Annotated in this window: 19 protein-coding genes; 10 read left to right on the forward strand and 9 right to left on the reverse strand. The window is 62.4% G+C overall.

The window, feature by feature from the left end; genetic code table 11:
* Positions 1–1,091: 1,091 nt before the first annotated feature.
* The 3 genes from VIO10_RS05855 to VIO10_RS05865 all read right to left on the reverse strand — a co-directional run bounded on the left by VIO10_RS05855 (position 1,092) and on the right by VIO10_RS05865 (position 4,326).
* Positions 1,092–1,973 carry an acyltransferase gene (locus tag VIO10_RS05855; protein ID WP_331960773.1) on the reverse strand — a complete coding sequence of 294 codons (882 nt, stop codon included), beginning with the start codon at positions 1,971–1,973 and terminating at the stop codon, positions 1,092–1,094.
* The gene (locus VIO10_RS05860; protein ID WP_331960776.1) at positions 1,970–2,230 is read right to left on the reverse strand and encodes a hypothetical protein; all 261 of its coding nucleotides are present in this window, start codon (positions 2,228–2,230) and stop codon (positions 1,970–1,972) included. Before VIO10_RS05860 ends, VIO10_RS05855 begins: the two co-directional genes overlap by 4 nt.
* Positions 2,231–2,556: 326 nt before the next feature.
* Positions 2,557–4,326 (reverse strand): S53 family peptidase, encoded by a 1,770-nt coding sequence (locus tag VIO10_RS05865; protein ID WP_331960779.1) that lies wholly within the window; start codon positions 4,324–4,326, stop codon positions 2,557–2,559.
* 87 nt (positions 4,327–4,413) lie between these two features.
* Between VIO10_RS05865 and rpoZ the strand changes: the two genes are divergently transcribed.
* The 5 genes from rpoZ (at position 4,414) to VIO10_RS05890 (ending at position 7,669) form a co-directional block, all read left to right on the forward strand.
* Positions 4,414–4,608: a DNA-directed RNA polymerase subunit omega gene (gene rpoZ / locus VIO10_RS05870; protein WP_324094404.1), complete on the forward strand. Its 195-nt coding sequence runs from the start codon at positions 4,414–4,416 to the stop codon at positions 4,606–4,608.
* A 107-nt stretch (positions 4,609–4,715) separates the two neighbouring features.
* Complete coding sequence (locus VIO10_RS05875) at positions 4,716–5,861, forward strand: RNA polymerase factor sigma-32 (protein ID WP_331960787.1); 1,146 nt, start codon at positions 4,716–4,718, stop codon at positions 5,859–5,861.
* Positions 5,862–5,955: 94 nt separating this feature from the next.
* Positions 5,956–6,687 carry a competence/damage-inducible protein A gene (locus VIO10_RS05880; protein ID WP_331960790.1) on the forward strand — a complete coding sequence of 244 codons (732 nt, stop codon included), beginning with the start codon at positions 5,956–5,958 and terminating at the stop codon, positions 6,685–6,687.
* Positions 6,688–6,720: 33 nt separating this feature from the next.
* Positions 6,721–7,287, forward strand: coding sequence for a hypothetical protein (locus tag VIO10_RS05885; protein ID WP_331960793.1), 567 nt, complete (start codon positions 6,721–6,723; stop codon positions 7,285–7,287).
* Positions 7,288–7,318: 31 nt separating this feature from the next.
* The gene (locus VIO10_RS05890; RefSeq protein ID WP_331960795.1) at positions 7,319–7,669 is read left to right on the forward strand and encodes an arsenate reductase family protein; all 351 of its coding nucleotides are present in this window, start codon (positions 7,319–7,321) and stop codon (positions 7,667–7,669) included.
* 71 nt (positions 7,670–7,740) lie between these two features.
* Here VIO10_RS05890 and VIO10_RS05895 read toward each other — a convergent pair whose 3' ends face one another.
* Positions 7,741–7,881, reverse strand: a complete 141-nt coding sequence (locus tag VIO10_RS05895) for a hypothetical protein (RefSeq protein ID WP_331960798.1) — start codon at positions 7,879–7,881, stop codon at positions 7,741–7,743.
* A 13-nt stretch (positions 7,882–7,894) separates the two neighbouring features.
* On the reverse strand, positions 7,895–8,932 hold the full coding sequence (locus VIO10_RS05900) for a LysR family transcriptional regulator (protein ID WP_331960801.1): 1,038 nt from the start codon (positions 8,930–8,932) through the stop codon (positions 7,895–7,897).
* 235 nt (positions 8,933–9,167) lie between these two features.
* Between VIO10_RS05900 and VIO10_RS05905 the strand changes: the two genes are divergently transcribed.
* Positions 9,168–10,337 carry an acyl-CoA dehydrogenase gene (locus VIO10_RS05905; protein WP_331960804.1) on the forward strand — a complete coding sequence of 390 codons (1,170 nt, stop codon included), beginning with the start codon at positions 9,168–9,170 and terminating at the stop codon, positions 10,335–10,337.
* A gap of 72 nt (positions 10,338–10,409) precedes the next feature.
* Positions 10,410–11,225: an SDR family NAD(P)-dependent oxidoreductase gene (locus tag VIO10_RS05910; protein WP_331960807.1), complete on the forward strand. Its 816-nt coding sequence runs from the start codon at positions 10,410–10,412 to the stop codon at positions 11,223–11,225.
* Between the two features lie 56 nt (positions 11,226–11,281).
* Here VIO10_RS05910 and VIO10_RS05915 read toward each other — a convergent pair whose 3' ends face one another.
* A complete protein-coding gene (locus tag VIO10_RS05915; protein ID WP_331960809.1) occupies positions 11,282–12,712 on the reverse strand; it encodes a 4-hydroxyphenylacetate 3-hydroxylase N-terminal domain-containing protein in 1,431 nt (476 codons plus the stop codon).
* A gap of 234 nt (positions 12,713–12,946) precedes the next feature.
* Between VIO10_RS05915 and VIO10_RS05920 the strand changes: the two genes are divergently transcribed.
* Entirely contained in the window at positions 12,947–13,711 is a 765-nt protein-coding gene (locus tag VIO10_RS05920; RefSeq protein WP_331960812.1) for a glucose 1-dehydrogenase, read from the forward strand.
* An 81-nt stretch (positions 13,712–13,792) separates the two neighbouring features.
* Positions 13,793–15,334, forward strand: a complete 1,542-nt coding sequence (locus VIO10_RS05925; protein WP_331960815.1) for a bifunctional heptose 7-phosphate kinase/heptose 1-phosphate adenyltransferase — start codon at positions 13,793–13,795, stop codon at positions 15,332–15,334.
* Here VIO10_RS05925 and murJ read toward each other — a convergent pair.
* Positions 15,285–16,958, reverse strand: a complete 1,674-nt coding sequence (murJ, locus tag VIO10_RS05930; protein ID WP_331960818.1) for a murein biosynthesis integral membrane protein MurJ — start codon at positions 16,956–16,958, stop codon at positions 15,285–15,287. The two genes, VIO10_RS05925 and murJ, sit on opposite strands and share 50 nt — an antisense overlap.
* Positions 16,959–17,047: 89 nt before the next feature.
* Between murJ and hemW the strand changes: the two genes are divergently transcribed.
* The gene (gene hemW / locus VIO10_RS05935; protein WP_331960821.1) at positions 17,048–18,202 is read left to right on the forward strand and encodes a radical SAM family heme chaperone HemW; all 1,155 of its coding nucleotides are present in this window, start codon (positions 17,048–17,050) and stop codon (positions 18,200–18,202) included.
* Here the strand turns inward: hemW and lysS are convergent.
* Complete coding sequence (lysS, locus tag VIO10_RS05940) at positions 18,199–19,830, reverse strand: lysine--tRNA ligase (protein WP_331960824.1); 1,632 nt, start codon at positions 19,828–19,830, stop codon at positions 18,199–18,201. The two genes, hemW and lysS, sit on opposite strands and share 4 nt — an antisense overlap.
* Before the next feature lie 30 nt (positions 19,831–19,860).
* Positions 19,861–20,112 (reverse strand): hypothetical protein, encoded by a 252-nt coding sequence (locus VIO10_RS05945; protein WP_331960827.1) that lies wholly within the window; start codon positions 20,110–20,112, stop codon positions 19,861–19,863.
* Positions 20,113–20,332: the final 220 nt, after the last annotated feature.

The following is a 20,332-nucleotide window of genomic DNA, read 5'->3' on the forward strand; positions in this document are numbered from 1 at the left end:
GAACTTAGTTGTATGCGAAACCCGCCGTGGGTGCTGGGGTGACCCCTGCGAATTAATACTGGCCCGTCGTGCCAACGACCGCCCGCCGTTGGCGGGCGCGGCCCCTTGCCAATGGCTTAATACTGCGCTGCCGTCGCCACGGCCAGGGGTAACCCCTGCACCTTAGTGAGGAAGAAGATGCGGCCTGGCGGCCTGTTAGAATTTTTATTGTGTCATCCTGAGCGCAGCGAAGGATCTCGCGCGTAAGCGCGTTTGCAGTCGTTGGGCGCCGGACGCCGGAGTTTTCGTTGTCCGGCGAGATTCTTCGCCGCAGCGGCTCAGAATGACACGAGGGTCGTCTTCGTTCTTGTGTCATTCTAGAGCGAAGCGAAGAATCCCGGCTCCTTCCCTGCCTCGCCCTGACAGGGAGAGGCCGCGCCTACGGCGCGGGTGAGGGTCCGCTATCCAGGATGCCCCTGTCCGCGCGCTCTTTCTTTGTGTCATCCCGACCGAAGTCGCTCCCTTCCTCGTGTCATTCCGACCAAAGTCCGCGAAGCGGAGGGACCCCGGATCCGCGATCCTTATCCTCATAATTTGCCCTGTGCCAGTGGCAGTACTGCTCTGTCGGGGAGGCGAAGTTGTCGGTCGCGCGGCAGTCTGCTAACTCACGGGCATGAATCTCCGCCACGCCGCCGCGCTCGCGCAGGTGGGCGACAGGCTCATCGCGCCGCCGCGACGTAGACCTTGGTTCTCTCGTCGATTCCGGCGGCCGATCCTGGTGCACTGGTAACGCAGGTAAGTTTTCCGAAACACCTCGGTTACCTCGATCACGGCTTGTAGCGGCCTCGGAACCTTGAGGCTACTCACTTATCGACTCTGCACATGCTGAAACCGTTTCTTGAGCCGTAGGAACGGCAATTCGAGCCACTGATAGGATGCAGCCGCCAGTAAGATCGTGACTGCAAGAGCCAGGAGCGGAAACAAGGCCCATTTCTCAGATGGCGGCAAGCTTTTGCAAGCATGCACGACCAGGACCAGCGCCAGTCCGTGGAAGACATAGAGCCCGTACGAGATGCGGCCAAGATAGATCATCCAGCCTGCCGCGTTGATCCCTATCGCAGCGAGCAGAAACGCGCACTGCCGAGGGCCGACATCGGATAGCTGAGGAACGGTGGAGCGCCGCTCGCACACACCCAGAGAAATGCGCCCGCCACGATCAAGCCCCAGCGATATTCGGTTTTCGGTAATGACCCGGAAAAAATAGCAGCGAGTAGAATCCCGCAGGCAATCGGGTCCAGGTGGGCCAAGGTGTCATACCAGAAAGCGAAGGCTGGCACACCTTTATGGCTCAGCATCGCGCGAAACATAATCGAGACACCCCACACTAGGAGTCCGGCGCTCCCGATGCTGTTGCGGGTGAGACTGCGCGCCACAAGCGGCCAGCTCAAGTAGAACTGCTCCTCGATGCAGACGCTCCAAAGCGACGAAAGTACCAGCGATGCGCCAGGTGGCCACCGGAATATCACGAAGTTACCGACGAATAGCGCGAAACAGGCGAAATATCGCATATTGACGGTTATAAAAGGGACCAGCCTTAGCACGATGAATATCGCGCCAAGAAACGAAAAATAGAGCGGCCAGATGCGCAGGATGCGTCGGCAATAGAAGGCCGACAGGTCCACCTGGCCCGTCCGATCCTTCTCGCGCATCAGAAGCTCCGTGATTAGGTAGGCGCTGAGTACAAAGAATAAGTCCACACCAAAGCGGCCCGAGTCCCAGATTCGAGCGGCCAGATTCAGTAGAGCGCTATGTTGAGCGCCCGGAAGGAAACTGCTTTCGTCCCCCGCATCCCGCAGATGATAGAAGAACACTGCTGCGAATGCCGTGAAGCGTAGGGCATCGAGCTCGGGGAGATAGAACCGTTGTTGTGGTTGAGATGCAGATTCGTAAAAGTTACTTGCAACGTGGGTCCCTTGCCTGGCACTGAGCTTCACAGCTCGCCCCGATGAAAGGCGCGAAGGTTGAGGAAGTGTTCGTCGCTCCCACACATCCCACACTCGACGAAGTCCTCGCCGGGCAGGTACACGCCCTTGGCCCCCGGCAGCTTCGGTCCGTGTCGTGACACCTTTACGTCGCCCCCGCACCTGCCAAGTTCGGCAAATCCGCACGCGTTGCGGTCGAGGATGATCTTCTCGGCTATGGCCTCCACTCGCCGGCGAAGCTCGTCGTCGGTTTCGTCGTTGTTTGCCATTGGCTTAACCTCCCGGCTTAGAATGCGCCGGGTCGAGTTGCATGTCGAGGCAGCGCGCCCGAGTAGTAGTGGTCCCGATCCGGGTTAAGGCGGTAGCGGGTGCCCTATGTTGAAGGTGTGCAAGGGCGGCGGCTCTCTTGAGCGCGGACAGCCACTAATGGCGCCGCTTTCCCAACCGCGCAGAGGATTATAAATCCACCGATGCCATTTATCCGGCGATCGCGCGGCTAATCTTGGCCTCGCTTGGCCTGAACCAAGCGCCCAAATACCCCACCTTATCCGCCATCTGCCGGTAGTCGGACCGCAATCGCGCCTGATTGGACCCGCTACAGTCCCAAATACGCCGGGACGAACAGCCCCATATCGACCGTGCCCCATCCGCTGGCTTTGTCATAGCCGGGGACCGCGGAAAATCCGGCGACTCCGTTGGCAGAGTTGTTGCCCGACGTCACGTCGCGAATCCCGGTCGTTGCGCCGTCGTTCTCCGCGCCGAGTTGATAGATTCGCGTGTTGAGATTGCCGGCCGGAGCGCCCTTCTGCTGCGAGATCAGTTGGCTGATGCCCGCCCATGATGGAGCGCCGATGCTGGTGCCACCGATGCAGCATTCGACGGCAGGCACGCCGGTGTACGGGTCGCGGCCGCCATAGAAGAAACCCGGCGAATAGGGACTGGCGCCAAACGAGATGTCGGGAACGTCGCGCCTTTTATCCTTGCGAATCAGCCCGTTCTGAAACGCGGGCTTCTTGAAGACCTTGCTCTGGCCGCCGCCGGAGGCGCCGCGGCTGTCGTTCCACACGCTTTCTGCAACGGAGCCGGCGTCGTCGCCGTTGCCGTCGAAAACAGGCGTGAACTCGGTGCCGCCAATCGCGGTCACGTATGGCGACGCTGCCAGTTCACTGACACTGCGTGTCGTGGCGGGCACGCAAGCACCCTGCCTCTGATTAAATACATACGCCACTGCGCCTGTGTCGCCGGTCGCGACGAACACGGACTGGCCTTGCGCAGCCGCCTGCTTAAACAAACCGTTCTGGGTTCGGTAGAAGCCTTTCGAGCCGCCGCAGAATCCGAAGCTGATACTGATCGCGCTGCACGGGCTGTTCGTTTCCGTCACCGCAGCATGGATTGCGTCGAGAATGGCTGAAGACTTCGTGTGGTTCTGATCGCCGAGATAGATGCGGATGCTCGAAGCGGGCGCGACGGTGTGCGAATAGTTCACGTCAAGCATCGTCTCGTCTGCGTCCACAGTCTGGCCCGGGTCGGTGCCATCAACCAACACGATGTTGAAGTTAGCGCCGATCGTCAGCGCGGGCAGATCGAACTGGCTGTTGAATGCGTCCGCGGCAGGCTGATCGATGTTCGAGTCCTCGACGACCGCGATGCACCCGGCGCCGCTACCGTCGATGCCACCGTTCAACAGCGGCGTTTCGTCGTAGAAGGCATATATGTCGGCAGGACCGAAGGCCGGCCCGACGCCGCTGACCATTGCATCGGGCGAACTGGCGCTGGAATCGCGCCTGGGCACGCGATGCATCGCGGGCTTGCTGTGCAGCAGGTTGTCGAGGCCGCGGATCGATTCGATTAGCGGTGCGAGGTCGGCGGGTACGGCGGGATCGCCGGTGTTGGAATACAGACGGGCGTCGGCCGTCGCGGCAATCTTAACGGCGAAGACGTTTTCCGCCTGCACCACCGTGCCGGTGAAAGAGACCTCTCGGGTCGAGGCGTCGGCAGACCTGACGGTGAAACCCTTTTTCTTAAGCCATCGCGCGACTCGCGCAAGGTCGGCCTCCGTGGGTCCGAAACGGCCGGTGAATTCATCCGGAGTCAGCCACCGATGGTATTGCGATGACGCCGGATTCTGCTGATCGGCAAGCAGGCGCGTCAGTTCAGCGCGATTGCGCAGCGCCATCGTGAGCTGCATCGCGAGCGGCCGCGAAGGCGATGCGGCGGCCTCGCCCACAATCTCGGCGGCTTCGTCGGGATGGTTGCCCGCGAGGATCGTGGCCGGATCGCCGGCCGCGGCGGGCCGTGCGGCCGCGACGATCAGCGCGAGTCCCGTGATCAGGATAAACTGGCGCAACGTCCCAAACCTGTCCATCAAACTTGCGGAGCCTCCATGCCGTTCCAGCCTACCGATAGCGGGCGCGTTGACAAGAGGCGCGATGCGCCGGAGAATTAACGCCTAATGGCACGAATTACCGTTGAAGATTGCCTGGAAAACATCCCCAACCGCTTCGAGCTCGTGCTCGGCGCGGCGCGGCGCGCCAAACAACTGCTCAAGGGCGCGCGGCCACTGGTGGAATCGGACAACAAAGAAGTAGTCACGGCGTTGCGCGAAATCGCCGCCGGCAAGGTCACGATCGAAGAACCCGACGCCTGACCGGGCACGATCGATTCGACAAGAACCGACACCGCGCCGCGCCGCCGACGGCTCGAGCATTGGTGTCCGCATCTCGTACCAGCGTGTGGTGAAGCTGGAGCCAGCCTGTGGCGCGCAAACCCGGCAAACCGATCCGTCGCAAGCGCACAACCAAAGCGAAACGCGCTAGTAACGCCGGCGCCGACGCTCGTCGCGCGCGCGCGATTCCCGAGCCGATCGCGGCTGAAGAGTCCGAATTGGAGCTCGGCCCCGAAGCCGGCGTCAGCGCCGAGGCTGCCGATGACGCGCCGATCGAAGTCTCCGAGTTTCGTCCGATAGAAAGCACCGACGACGAAGCGCCGGCGCCGTCCGAGCAGGAGCCCGCCGAGGTTGAAGCCGACGCCGCCAACGACGGCGGCGCGCTCGTAGCCGCCGATCCGCTGGGCCGCTACCTGGCCGAGATTCGCCGCTTCCCGCTGCTGACGCGCGAGGAGGAGGCCGTGATCGCGCGGCGCTACGTCAGGGACAAGGATCCGGAGGACGCTTACCGGCTGGTCACCGCCAATCTGCGCCTGGTCGTGAAACTCGCGTACGAGTTCGCGCGCGCGACGAAAAACGTGCTCGACCTGGTACAGGAGGGCAACGTCGGCCTGATGGAAGCGGTCAAGAATTTCGACCCCGAGCATGGAATCCGCTTTCCCTCCTACGCGGTGTGGTGGGTGCGCGCGTATATCTACCGTTACCTGATCAACAACTGGCGGCTGGTCAAGATCGGCACAACCCAGGCGCAGCGCAAGCTGTTCTTCAATCTCCGCAAAGAGACCGAACGGCTGGAGCGCGAGGGATTCACTCCGCAGCCGCTCCTGCTCGCGCATCGGATGGGTGTGCGGGAAAGCGACGTGCGTGAGATGCAGGAACGGATGGGGCAGAGCGAGCTATCGCTCGATCAACCCGCCGGCGCCAGCGATGACACGCGGCTGCTCGACGTAATCCCCGACGCCGCGCACAACCCGGAAACCGAAACCGCCGACCGCGAGTGGCGCGACTTCGCCCACGACAAGGTCGAGCAGTTCGCCGCGACGCTGGCGGGGAAGGAGCTGGAGATTTTCAAGGCGCGGCTGCTGTCGGAGGATCCCGAGACGCTGCAGGTGATCGGCACCCGCTTCGGAATCAGCCGCGAGCGCGTGCGGCAGATCGAAACGCGGCTCAAGCGCCGGCTGAAAGAGTTTATCGAGGCGAAGGCGCCCGACATCGACGACGCCGGCCCGTCGTAGGCATCGCTGATCGCCGGTTTACCCCATTGCCGCTGATAGCCGCCGCTTGCGATAATGCGGTCTGAGGCGGATCGCGCAAGGAGCCTGCAGTCGAATGCGAGAACGCAGCTGCGCGCTGGTTGTGGTGGGTAACGAAATCCTTTCCGGCAAGGTTCAGGATTCCAACGCGTATTTCGCGGCTCGCGAGCTGCACCAGATCGGCGTCGCGCTGGCTCGTATCGCAACCATCCCGGACCAACTTGCGCCGATCGCCGGCGAAGTCTCGTACTGTTCCCGCAACTTCGATTTCGTGATCACTTCGGGCGGCGTCGGCCCAACCCACGACGATCTTACGATGGAAGGCGTCGCGCGCGCATTCAACCGCCGTCTCGTGGTCCATCCCGAGCTCGAGCGCCTCATCCGCAAACATTTCCACGAGCGCTCGGTCGGCGCAGGCCTCAAGATGGCCGAAGTGCCCGAGGGCGCGGTCCTCAACGAAGCCGGCGACATCCGTTTTCCGACCGTGCAGATCGAAAACGTGTACGTGCTGCCCGGAATCCCGCAACTGTTCGAGGCCAAGCTGCGGGCGCTGAGCAGCCGCTTTGCGGCCGACCCGTATTTCATGCGCGCGATTTACCTGACCGCCGGCGAGGGCACGATCGCCGATCACCTGAACGACTGCATGCGCAATTTTCCGGAGTTGATGCTGGGCTCGTATCCGCGGATCGGAGATCCCGACTACCGCGTGAAGTTAACGCTCGAGTCGAAGAACGCCGAATATCTCGAGCGCGCGTTTCGTCATTTGATGGGACTGCTGCCGGCCGAGGCAGTGGTCAAAACCGAGTAGCAATTTACGTCCGAGCTGGCGGTGGAGGAAATCATGAGGAAGGGAAATTTCAGATTCGCTGCGTTCGCGCTGGGATTGTCGGTGATGCTCGCGATGCCGGCCGGTCCGCTCGCCGAGTATGCCGCGGCACAGACGCAGCCGGCAGGCGCTGCGACGCCAATGCAGGTGCCGCAGCCGCAGGCCAACAGCGTTAATTGGCCGGGCGCGGGTTACGGCGTCGGCGCCTTGTTCTGCAATGTTCTCTACATCCCGGCCAAGCTGGTCTACGCACTGCTCGGCGGCATCGTTGGCGGCGGGACCTTTTTGGTGACCGCCGGCAATTCGCAGGCTGCCAACACCGTGTGGCGCAGCGCGCTCGGCGGCGATTACGTCGTGACGCCGCAAATGCTGGCCGGCCAGGAGCCGATCAACTTCAGCGGGCCGACCGAAACCCCGCCTGAGGGTCCCTCGTCAAGTTCATCGTCGGGAAGCGTCGCGCCGATAGCGCCGCTTCCGCAGGCGGGCTCGTCCGCGAGCGCATCGTCGTCGGCAGGCGGGCAGCCGCTGGATCACGGCAGCGGTCCCGCGGGCGGATCGGCGCCGAACTCGAACGTCGAGTAGCAGCAAGGCGCCGGAGCATCGCGAATCGCGCATGAAGAGGATCCGTTTTGTCTGGAAATCCACTTGCACGACTTGCCGCGACGCGCGAAGTTTCTTGCGCAAGGATCTCGGCGTCGAACTCGACGAGCGCGACTATGCGCGAGTTGCGCTGAGTGCGGCTGAGCTGAAGGATCTTTTTGCGGGCCGCGACCCGCGCGATTTTCTAAACCCGCGCAGCCCGGCCTTCAAGGCGATGGGCCTAGCGGGTAAATCGCTCACGGTCGAGCAGGCGTTCGCGCTGATGGTGAAGGAGCCGAATCTAATCAAGCGCCCGATCGTCGTCGCGGGCAAACAAATGATCGCAGGCTTCGACCGCGAGCGGCTGCGCGCCGCGCTGAAATAGAGCAAGCTGAACGCGCATAGCGTTATGCGCGAGCGCGCAGTAGCTCATCGGCGAGCCTGTGAGCTACGAGATTACGTGCGCGCGGCCTTGATCTCGAAACGCACGCCTTCGCGGCGCTGGAGAAGACTGATGATCTCGAAGAGATTGCCGGCGTGCGGGGAAGCGGGAAACAAAGACGGCCGAGTCGCCACGACCCGGCCGTTCGTCGTCAATGATCCGTTGCGGCTACGCCGTCTTTTCGACTTTCTCGACTTTCTCGACTTTCTCGGCGCGATCCGAGTTGTTCGCGTCGTTGTTGCGCTCAGCGCGCTCGCCGCGTGGCGGACGCTCAGTCTTGTCGCCAGTCTTGTCGCCAGTCTTGTCGCCGCGACCGCGGGGCACGACGTTGCTGGTCGTCAGCGTCTCGATAAACTTGCGCACCGCAGGCGAGAGCTCGCGGCCGCGCTTGTAGATGATCGCCAGCGGACGCATAAAGTTCCCTTCCTGGAACTCAAGCATCCGTAGAGCGCCGCGCGCGACCTCGTTCTCGACCGTCATCCGCGGCACAATGGCGCATCCAAGGCCAATTTCGACGGCGCGCTTGATGGTCTCGATGTTGTCGAATTCGAGCACGTAGACCGGCTTGACGCCGTACTGGCGCAGGATTCGATCGGAGGCCTTTCGGGTCGGGATATCGCGCTCAAATCCGACAAACTTCTGACCCTGCAACTGTCCGACGCTTAGCTTCGAGTGCTTGGCCAGTGGATTGTCGGGCGGCACCGCGAGCACGAGTTCGTCATGGCGAAACGGCACCGAGACGATTTGGCTGCGCTTGGAAGGATAGGCGACGACGCCAAGATCGACCTTGCCTTCGATGAGGTCTTCGTAAATTTTGTTCGAGCGCAGATACTCGAGATGTACATTGACGGCCGGATAGTTGCGCAGAAATTCGGACAGATACGGCGGCAATTCGTGCAAGCCAACGCTGTAAACAGTGCCGACGCGAATCGTGCCCGCGACCACCGAGCCGATCTCACGCAACCGGTTTTCCAATTCCAGAAAACGGCGCACGATTTCCTTGCTCGAAGTGTACAGAATTTGTCCGGCCGGGGTGGGTTTGACTCCGGCTCGTCCGCGTTCTATCAATCGGCAGTCGTACTTCTCTTCGAGGCTTCTGACCTGCTGGCTGACCGCCGACTGAGTGACGAAGTTTTGCGATGCGGCATAAGAAAAGCTTCCGCTCTCGATTATGTCGCAGAAGACCTTTAGCGTTTCTATATGCATATTGGCGACTTGGGATATAAGGCTACGTGATACTCAAATCTGATGCAAGTAGTAGCCGTGATAATTCGGCTCTGAATCAGCGTACGAAACGACCGCGCGCGGATCAAAAGCGCATGATACCCGGGGGCATGATTTCGTTCATCCAGAGGATCGCTCGACCGGGCTGGACTCTGCCCACAGTCTGCGTCCGCAATCTCACAGTAAAACACGTTTCAAAAATCGGATGGAGCACAAGATGCCAGATTTATTGAGAGATCTCGATTTTTTTCACCTCGACGACCTGCTGACCGATGAAGAACGGATGGCCCGCGATACGGCCAAACGTTTCGTGGATCGCGAAATTTTGCCAGAGATCGAGCGCCATTTTGCCAGTGAAACCTTCCCAATGCATCTTGTACCGCAAATGGCCGAGCTTGGAATGTTTGGGGCTAATCTCAAGGGCTATGGATGCGCGGGCATGAATAACGTCGCGTACGGCCTGATCATGCAGGAGCTCGAAGCGGGAGACTCGGGGCTGCGCTCGTTCGCGTCCGTGCAAAGCGCGCTTTCGATGTACGCGATTTATGCAAACGGCAGCGAGGAACAGAAGCAGCGCTACTTGCCGGAAATGGCCAAGGGAAAATTGATCGGTTGCTTCGGTCTGACCGAGCCTGACCACGGGTCGGATCCGGGCGGGATGGAAACGCGGGCGCGGCGCGATAGCGACGGATGGATCCTCAACGGGACCAAGCGATGGATCACCAACGGCTCGATCGCGGACGTCGCGATCGTGTGGGCGAAGGTCGACGAGGGCATCACCGGGTTCCTGGTCGAGAAGGGGACGCCGGGATTTTCGACGCGCGACATGCACGGGAAATTTTCGATGCGCGCGTCGATCACTTCGGAACTGATTTTAGAAGACGTGCGAATTCCCAGGACTGCTCATCTGGAAAAAGCGCGCGGGCTGAAGGGTCCGCTGGGATGCCTGACGCAGGCACGCTACGGAATCGCGTGGGGCGCGATCGGTGCGGCGCGGTCGTGTTTCCATTGCGCGCTGGATTACACGAAGTCGCGCAAGCAGTTTTCGCGTCCGCTGGCCGGCTATCAACTGGTGCAGGCAAAGCTGGTGAGGATGCTGACCGAGATCACCAAGGCGCAGATGGTTTGCCTGCGCCTGGCTCATCTGAAGGACCAGGGCAAGATGCGCCCGGAGCACGTATCGTTCGCCAAGAGAAATAACGTCAACGAGGCGCTGAAGATCGCACGCGACGCGCGCGACATGCTCGGCGCCAACGGAATCGTGAACGAGTACCCGGTGATCCGTCACATGCTGAACCTGGAGACGGTGAACACTTACGAGGGCACCTTCGACGTGCATACGTTGATCCTCGGCCGCGACATCACGGGCGAGAACGCGTTCGAGTAAACGCCTGCGAGCGCGCTTGCCGCCGTCCGCAGCCGTCGGGCTGGATAGCACGCAGACCAGGGAGAAAATCGGATGGAACTCAAGGGCAAGAATGCAATCGTCACCGGCGCGGCGCGGGGAATCGGCCGCGGAATCGCGCTCAAGCTGGCGGCGGCGGGCGCAAACGTCGCGCTGGTCGATCTCGGCAGTCCGGCGGACCGCGCGCTTACCTACAATCTAAGCGCGCAAACTGAACTGAATCGCACGGTCGAGGAAGTCAAGGGACTCGGCGTGAAGGCCATCCCGATCCTCGCCGACGTGACGCGGTTTGCCGACCTGGAGCGGATGGCGTCGGAGGTGGCCGCGAAACTCGGCACGATCGATATCCTCGTGAACAACGCCGGGATCATCGCGTTCGGGCCGGTGAGCGGTTTTGCCGAAGAAGCGTGGGACCGCGTGATGGCGGTGAATGTGAAGGGCCAGTTCCTGTGCGCCAAGGCGTGTATCCCGCACCTGATGAAGCAGCGCGAGGGCGCGATTGTTAATATCGCGTCGGTGGCGGGCAAGACCGGTCACGGTGGCATGTCGGCATACTGCGCGAGCAAGTTCGCGTCGGTGGGCTTCACGCAATCGCTGGCGGAAGAGCTTGGCCCGGTGAACATTCGCGTCAACGCGGTATGCCCCGGGTATCTGCGCACTGCGATGTGGACCGACGTGCTCAGTCCGATCGTCGCCGTTCAGTACGGGTTGAATGGCGAGGCGGCGTTCGACGAATTTATCGCGCGCAACACGTTCCTCAAGCGCGAGCAGACGCCGGCCGATATCGGCGAGGCGGTGGTCTATTTGTGCCGCGCGGAAAACATTACCGGCGAAACGATCAACGTCGCCGGCGGCGGCGAACTGCATTAGCGTTGAATGTGAAACCCGCCGTGGGTTTCACATTCAATTAAGTTCTCCCGTTGCTCTCAGATCCCCGCGAGCTTGCGCGCGTATGCGGCCACCGTCTTGAAGTCGTACTCGCGATAAGCCTGCAACTTCTCGGCTTCGAAACCGCCTTCGGCGTGCACCGCCAGCACTTCCTGGTAGCCGCCAAAATCCGACGACGTCAGATCGCCAATCAGGTTCAGCAGCCTGAGGCGCTTCTCGGCATCGAAGCCTTTCGCGCCGCCCATGTATTTGAGCACGTAGGCGCCGGTCGCCTCGCTGGTGAGATCTTCAGCGGCGGGCGCCGTCACCAGCAGACCGCCGGCGAGATCCTGCACGATTTGCACCGCCTGGTGGTAGTTGTGAGCGAAGTGATACTTCGCGACGTTGGTGAGCAGGGTATTGGGCACCGCGACGCCGTCCTCGAGCGTGCAGCTGCGCGCGGCATGCTCGATCAGTCCGCGCACGATGGTGTGATAGGCCGCGAGATGGGTCAGCTTGTCGCGCACGTGACCCGCGCGCGAGATTCCGTTGGCCTCGGCAACGGCATAGGCCGCGCCCGCCATCAGTTCCAGCAGCGGCAGTTTGTACGACACGGCGGTGAAGCGATGGAAGCGTACGAAGGTCAGCGCGAGCAACCCGGCGAAGTCGATCTCGCCTTGCAGGAACACCCGCTCCCTGGGCACGAACACGTCGTCGAAGACCGTCAGCGTCTCCATCATCTTGTGCCGCGCGCTGATCGGATGCTCGAAATCGTTTTTATGCGAGCTGCCGTGGGGCGACGCGAGCAGCTTCAGTCCCGGCGTGTTGATCGGCAATGCGAACGCGACGGCGTAGGCCTTGTCCTCGGCGCGCATCGCGCGGGTCGGCAGGACGATCACCTCGTTGGTGTTGGTCGCGACGCTGGTGTGGACCTTCGCGCCGCGCACGACGATGCCGTCGGGGCGTTCCTCGACGATTCGGACGTAGTAATCCGGATGATCCTGCTGCGTGGGCCCGAGCGCGCGATCGCCCTTGACGTCGGTTTGCGCGACGGCGACGGCGAGATCGTTGTCGCGGCAATTGCGGTAGTACTTGTGGATGCGCTCGCGGTACTCGGGCTTGCCGGCAGCCGCGAGCCGCTCGCCGATAATATGCAGCGCGAGCAAAGCGTCGGTGCCGATTTCCTTGATCAACACCACCAGCGTCGCACCCTCGCGCGTCGCGGCCGCGATCAGCGCGCTGCGCTTGAGCAGGTCGTCGCCATTTTGCGGAACATGGTAGTAGCGGCTGTACTCGTCGGCGCCCTCCTTCACCACCGCGAGCTCGCGATACTTCGGATCGTGAGCCATCCGGTAGTCGAGCGCCGCGTGCTCGACTGCTATTGCGATAACAGGATGCGCGGTTACGTCCGCCACCCTTTCGCCCCTGAAAAAAACCGCGCGGCCGTCGCGCAGCGAGCTTTTGTACTGTTCAGCCGTTCGTAGTCCCATCGTCGTGATTTTCCCTCTATGTCTCTTGAGTACCTATTAACCCTCGCCCGCTTGCGGGAGAGGGAACGGCGTCCGCGCCGGGGGTGAGGGTGCTGTTACAGCGCGCCACCTCCGTCTTTTCTTTAATCACCGCGCAAACGCGCCGCTCATCGCGTTTCGGTTGCGGCCGGTGTGAAACGCCAATATAGAAGCGCTGAGCAGTCGCTGTCCAACTGCTCGCGCGGGAGAAACGTTATGGCGAGTCCAAAGATGTTCGATTTGAGCGGCAAGGTCGCCGTGGTCACGGGCGGCAACGGTGGAATCGGGCGCGGGATCGCGCTCGGCCTGGCGCAAGCCGGCGCGGCGGTCGCGATCCTTGCGCGCAACGAGGAGAAGAATCGCGCTGTCGTGGACGAGCTCGCCAACGCGGGCGTACCGGCGCTAGCGATCAAGCTCGACGTGACGCGGCGCGACGACCTGCGCCCGGCGATGGAGGAAGCCGAGCGCAAGCTGGGGCCCGTCTCGATTCTGGTCAACAACGCCGGAATCGCGATCATGGGCAGCGCGTTGAATTTCAGGGCCGAGGACTGGGACCGAGTGATCGAAACGAACCTGAACTCATGCTTTTTCCTTTCGCAGATCGCGGCGCAATCGATGGCCGCCCGCAAGCAAGGCAAGATAATCAATATCGCGAGCGAATATTCCCGGTTCGGCGCGCAGGGCATAATTCCTTACGCCGCGGCAAAGGGCGCGCTGGTGCAGGTGACCAGGACGATGGCGATCGAGCTCGCGCCGCACAACATCCAGGTCAACGCGATCCTGCCGGGCTGGATCGAAACCGACATGACGGTGGTCGCGCAGAGCGGCCCGTGGTTCGAGGAAATAATCGCGCGCACGCCGGCCGGCCGCTTCGGCAAGCCCGAGGAGACCGCCGGTGCGGCGGTGTTTCTGGCCTCACACGCGTCGGACTTCGTAACCGGATCGATCGTGTACGTCGATGGCGGCTACGCGATCAGATGAGAAGGAGCGCTCGCGTTTTTAACTGTGCTCAACTGTTCAACTGTTTAACCCGGGCCGCGGCGCGGCGTAAGATGCCGCATCATGACTCGACCCAAAACGCCCGCTTCCGCTCGTCCTGAATCCGCGCGTCACGAGCACGGCCTGCCGGCGCTCAAGCCATTGCGCGTGTTGGTGGCCGGCGAGGTAATTCTCGATCGCTACCTGTGGGGCGATGTCGCGCGAATCTCGCCCGAAGCGCCGATTCCGATCCTGCGCGTGCAACGCCGCGAGGAAAAACCCGGCAACGCGGGTTTCGTGATGGCGAACTTGCGCGCGCTCGGGGCGGACGTGAGCGCGCTCAGCGTGGTGGGCGCGGATCGAAACGGCGATCTGCTGCGCGAGATTTTTGCCGACCTGGGAATCGATACGCGCTCGATTCTGATCGATCCCGACCGCCCCACCATCGTCAAGGATCGAATGCTCGGTTCGGTGCAGGCGGCCCATCGCGCGACCCAGCAACTGCTGCGCGTCGATGAGGAAGACCCGAGTCCGCTCAAGCCCGCGCGCGAACGCGAGCTGATTGCGCGCGTCAAGTCCGAGCTTCGCAACTGCGACGGCGTGCTGATATCGGATATCGACAAGGGGATGCTGACTGCGGCCGTGTTGCGGGCGCTGATCGATGGAGCCCGGGCGCGCGGCATCCCGGTGATAGTCGATCCGCGCCGGACGGAGGACTTTTCGATTTATCGCGGCGCCACCGCGCTCACGCCCAATCGTCACGAAACCGAAGTCGCCACCGGGATGCAGCTCACCGACCGCGGCGCGTGGCGCAAGGCGGCCGAAACTCTCGTGCGCAAGCTCGGCCTGGAGGCGTGCCTGATAACGCTCGACCGCGACGGGATGTATCTGGCGGAGCGCGGCGGCAAAGATACCTACATCGCGACGGCGCCGCGCGAGGTTTACGACGTGACCGGAGCGGGCGACGTGGTGCTGAGCGTGTTCGGGATGTTTTCGATCGCGGGACTGGGCTTCTCGTCGGCGGCGACGATCGCGAACCTGGCCGCGAGTATCGAGGTGACCCGGATCGGCACCGAAGTGATCACGCGCGAAGATCTCGCCCGCGCGCTGAGTCCCGCTCACTTAAGCTACGAGCGCAAAATCAATTCGGTGGACGAACTCAAGGCGGTGCTGGAGCGCGAGCGGCGCGCCGGCCGTCGGATCGCCTTCACCAACGGATGCTTCGATCTGCTGCACGCCGGCCATATCCAGATGCTCGCGTTTGCGCGCGCGCAGGCCGACCTGCTGGTGGTCGGACTCAACAGCGATCGCAGCGTGCGGCGGCTCAAGGGCGACGCGCGCCCCATCTATCCCGCGGCGGAGCGGGCGCGAATCCTCGCGGCCCTGGAAGCGGTTGATTACGTAGTTGTGTTCGACGAAACGCGGGCCGAGAAAATTATTCGCGCGGTCAAACCCGACGTCTTGATCAAGGGCGAGGATTGGCGCGGCAAGCGGGTTGACGGCCAGGCCTTCGTCGAATCGCGCGGAGGAACCGTGGCGCTGGCGCCGTTGCTGGGCGGACGCTCCACCAGCGCGACTATTGATCGGATGAGTTCGAAGCCGCGCGCGGCGAAAGACGGCGCGTGATTTGGTCGGTGAATTGCTTGAGTTCCGGCATCGCAAGCATCCAGGCGCCGAATAAGTAGAGCCCGCCGTAAGTCGAAAGAATCGCCAACCCCTGGATGCGCGGCCCGAATCCCGCCATCCGAAATTTCAGCATGAACGCGAGCGCGGCGGCTCCAAGAGCCAGCGCCCACAACTTCGCCAGATACGAACGCTCGATCCCGGTCCATCCGATGCGCCCGTTCAGCGCCCATCGCAGCAGCGCAAACTCGACCCATCCTGCCGCGCCCGCCGACACCGTCAGTCCGGCCACGCCCCACTTCTGCGCGATTCCGAGCATGGGCGGCAGTGGGATCGCGCATAGATAGCCGAGCACCAGCGTCAGCGCGACCCGGATTAGTGCGAATCGAAGCGGGGTGCGGGTGTCGAACAGCGCGTAGAACGCCGAATTGTACAACCGGCCCATCGTCGCTGCGAGCAGCCCTACCCCCGAACCCGCGAGCACGGCCCACACGTAAACCGCGTCGGCGCGGGTGAACGCGCCGGATTGATAAATCATCGCGACGATCACGTCGCCGAGAATCAAAAAAGCCGCTGACGACGGGACCACCATGAACGCGATTTGGCGCAGTCCCCGGTTCAATCGCACGCGCAGAATCGCGCTCATTTGCTCGGGCGTCGCACCCGCGGCGCGCGACATCGCGGGCAGCTCCGACGCGGCCACCGAGTATCCGAACAGGCTGATCGGCACCATGTAGAGCAACTGGCCGTAGTTGAGCGCTGCGACGGCGCCGGTCGGCAAGAGGCTCGCCAGCACGTTGTCCACGTAAGAGCTCAGGTTGACCACGCCGCGGCTGACGACCACGGGCGTCAAGTTGTGGAACACAGATCGCAGCGGCGCGGCAATGCGCGCGAAGTCGATGCGATGCTTTCTCAGCAGCGCCAGCGTTTGCGGAACCTGTACCGCGATTTGCAAAGCCGAGCCGAGGACCGACGCCCACGAGATCGCGATCGCAAGTCCGTCCTGCGAGCGGCGGGGCCCGTAATAGAGCAGCGCCGCGATCATCGCGACGTTCCACGCCACCGGCGCGGTGTACGAGACGAAAAATTTGTGATGACTGTTCAGGACGCCGAGGAACCACGCCGACATCACCAGCAATCCCGCGCCGGGAAACAGGATGCGCACGATCTGAATCGTCAAGTCGCGCTTGTCGCCCTCGAAGCCCGGCGCGATCACGTCGATCAGATACGGCGTCACCATCACGCCGATCGCCACCAGCACCGACACGCCGAGCGTCAGAATCGCGCCGACGCCCCAGGCGACCATGTCGGCGGTTTCATTGTCGCCCTCGCCCAGCAGTTTTCCGTAAACCGGGATGAACGACGCGGACAGCACGCCCTCGCCGAACAGGTTCTGCAGAATGTTCGGGATGCGAAACCCCGCCTTGAACGCGTCGGCGGTGGCCGAGTCGCCGAGGAAATGCGCGAAGATGCTGTCCCGCACCAGACCGGCAATCCGGCTGAGCAACACGCCCGCGGCGATCGTGCCCGCCCGGCTCGCGCCCGATCCGCTAGCGCTGGCGGGGCCGGGGCGTGCCTCGACGCGCGGTTCGTTGCGATCCTGGCGATTGGGTGCGATTTCGGACAAGTTCCCTCTGACGCAGGGAGTATAGCGACCGTCAAAGGCGCGTAGTAGCGGGCGTTCGCGCAGGCCTCAAGGCGCGCTACAATCGTCGTGTGAGCTTTTCGCTCTACGTCCATATTCCGTGGTGCCAATCGAAGTGTCCGTACTGCGACTTCAATTCGCACGCGGCATCGTCATGGCCGGAAGCGCAATATACCCGCGCGCTGATTTCTGAGCTCAAGTACCGGGCGGGCACTGCGCCGTATTCAGGCCGGCGCATCCGGACAATCTTTTTTGGGGGTGGAACGCCGTCGCTGTTCGATCCCAAATCCATCGGTGAGATTATCGACGCCGCCAATCGCGTTTGCGGGATCGAACACGACGCGGAGATAACGCTCGAAGCGAATCCCGGCACCGTGGACCTGGCGAAACTCGGCGGGATGCGCGCGGCGGGCGTCAATCGAATCAGTTTCGGCGCGCAGTCGTTCAATGCCGCGACGCTCAAGTTTCTCGGCCGGATTCATTGCGCCGACGAAACCCGCGCAGCCGCAAGAATGGCGCATCGCGCCGGCTTCGATCGGCTCAATCTCGATTTGATCTTCGCGGTTCCGGGACAGACGGTTGCCGATGTTCTCTTCGACATCGAATCGGTGGCCGCGCTCGAACCCGATCACATCTCGGCTTACAACCTGACCTTCGAAGAAGGCACCGCTTTTTTCACGGACTTGATGCGCGGACGAATCAAACAGCTCGCGACCGACGAGCAGGCCGCGATGTATCAAACGGTGCGCGAGGAAATCCCGCGGCGCGGCTATCCGATGTATGAAATTTCGAACTATGCAGCGTCCGGCCACGAAGCGCGCCACAATCTGACCTACTGGCGCGCGCAGACGTACCTCGGAATCGGCGCGGGCGCTCATAGCTACGCAGGCGATGAACGTGGCGGCCGGCCAAAGCGATGGTGGAACGAAAAGCTCCCGGCGCGTTACATTTCCGCGATCGAAGAGCGCGCGAACGCGGAGGCCGGCGCCGAGACGATCGAAGAAGCCGGCGCGCAGAGTGAATTCGTGTTCCTCAATCTACGCCTGCGCGAAGGCTTCGCGCCGGCCGATTTTCAGGAGCGCTTCGGCCGCAACTTCGAGTGCGTCTTCGGTAGCGTCGCCACCCCGCTGTTCAACAACGGGTTGCTGACGCTCGATCGCGGCCGAATCAAACTGACCGATCGCGGCCTGGAAATGGCCGACTCCGTGTTTGCCGAATTCGTCTAGCCCGAGCGTCCGATCGTTGCGTCGAGCAGTTCGACGATGCGGGCCGGCGTGGCCAGCCGGATGAACGCGCCCAGGCGCGGACCTCGCTCCTGGCCGAGAATCGAGCGATACACAAGCGGAAAGATCTTGCCCGGCTTGTCGTAATTTTCGCGGCCAAGATCGTAAATCTTCTTCTCGATCTCTTCGGCGCTGGCACCCTGATTTTCAGTCAAATACGCCGCGAGATTTTTCAGCTGCGCGCGCTGCGCATCCGTCGGCGTGTAGGGCTCCGCCACCATGAAATCGCGGTAGAAATTGAGCGCGCATTCCATCAGCGCCCGGCCCATCGCTTCCGTTTCGGGATCGCCCGCGATCGAGGCGTCGTAGCGGACCAGATAATTCCAGATGTGCTCGCGATCCGAAGTGCCCAGCGCGCCGACCACGTTGGTCATCATCGCGAAGCTGAGCTCGGAGTTGAATCGCCGCGGCGTCGAGCTCTGGATGACAAATTCGAGCACCGATTCGCGCCGCTGCTGCTGCGACGCCGCCGCGTAGGCGCGCAACGCGTCGAGATATTCGTCGACGTATTGCGGAATCGCCTCGAGAAACAACTTGCGCGCCCGGCGCGGATTGCGCAGCAGGAAAAATTTGAGCACCTCGATCGGCGCGTAGCGCGTCCACTGGTCAACGGTCACGCCGCGGCCGACCGACTTCGAGACCTTGCGGCCTTGCTCGTCGAGGAACATCTCGAACGGAAATCCCAGCGGCGCCTGCGCACCCAGCACGCGCATAATTTGTCCCGAGAGCCGCGCCGAGTCGGTAAGGTCCTTTCCGTACAATTCGTAATCGACCTTGAGCACGTACCAGCGCAGCGCCCAATCGACCTTCCATTGCACCTTGGCCTTGCCGCCGAGCACCGACTGCTCGCCGCGAAAACCGCATCCCGACTTGCCACCGGCGCTCTTTTCGCACGCGAACTCGATCGATGCGCGCTCGGGGTGGTACGCCGACACCGTTCGCTCGACGACTTGCCCGCAGTTGGGACAAATCGGCATAAACGGCGACCATCCCGCGCGATTTTCCTCGCGCAGCGTCGGCGCGATGATCGCGGTGATCTCGGCGTGCTTGTCGAGGATCAACTTCAGTCCCTCGTCGAAGCGCCCCGACGAATACATCTCGGCCGAGCGCATCAGTTCGTACTCGACCTCGACCGGCGCCAGAAATCCGCCGAGCAGTCCGATCATGTGATCGGCAAAGCTGGCACAGCATCCGAACGGGTCGGGGATCTTCGAGACCGGGATGCCGAGGTACTGCTCGACGTCCTCGCGCTTCGGCACGTTCTCCGGCACCTTGCGGAGTCCGTCGAGATCGTCGATGAAGACGATCAGCCGCGACGGCCGTGACGGCTCGATCAGAGCAAACGCCTTGCGCACGAACGACGGACGCAGAATTTCCGCCATCGTGCCCAGATGCGGCAATCCCGACGGCCCAAAGCCGCTCTGGAAAATTACCGGACGCGCCGGCTCGTACGCCGCGACGCGCTCTGCAAGCCGCCGAGCTTCCTCACGGGGCCATAGTTCCGCACCGGCCGCGTTGCCGGGTTGCGAATCTGACTTATCCGAACGGCCGGATCTCGATGCGTCCGCCATCGATTGGTTTTCTTCCTTAGACCCGCCCGCCTAGCTTTCCGGCTTGTCGGGATTCTTGCCGCGCAGCACGCTGGCGACCGCCTCGTGTATCCATGGATCGATCTGCAGGTCGCGATTTTTTTCCGAGGCGAGGCGGAGTTTAACCGCGCAGTTGCCGCAGATAAAGGCCTGCTGGCGAAAGCCCGCGGTATCTTCGACGCAAATGCGCAGCAACCACTCGGCGAATGCGCGGCGGCAAATCGCACAGTGAAATTTATTGGAATGGGAATCGGTGGAATCCATAGACGGCCTTTATTCTATATCATTGCTTCGACTCTTTGCGCTGTGGTATTTCCCGACCATCCATGAATTCTTCCACGGTTCGCCACAATTGCGACGACTGCCTGCATTTTCAGACCGCCGGTCCGGTTATTCGAGCCAATCGCGCCCCAAACGCCCGCACCCGAGCTGTCCGCGGCTAAACCAGCGACTTCACCCGTCGCCGCGCGCGGCGGCGCGGGAT

This window comes from Candidatus Binatus sp., from assembly GCF_036567905.1.
Classification (GTDB): domain Bacteria; phylum Desulfobacterota; class Binatia; order Binatales; family Binataceae; genus Binatus.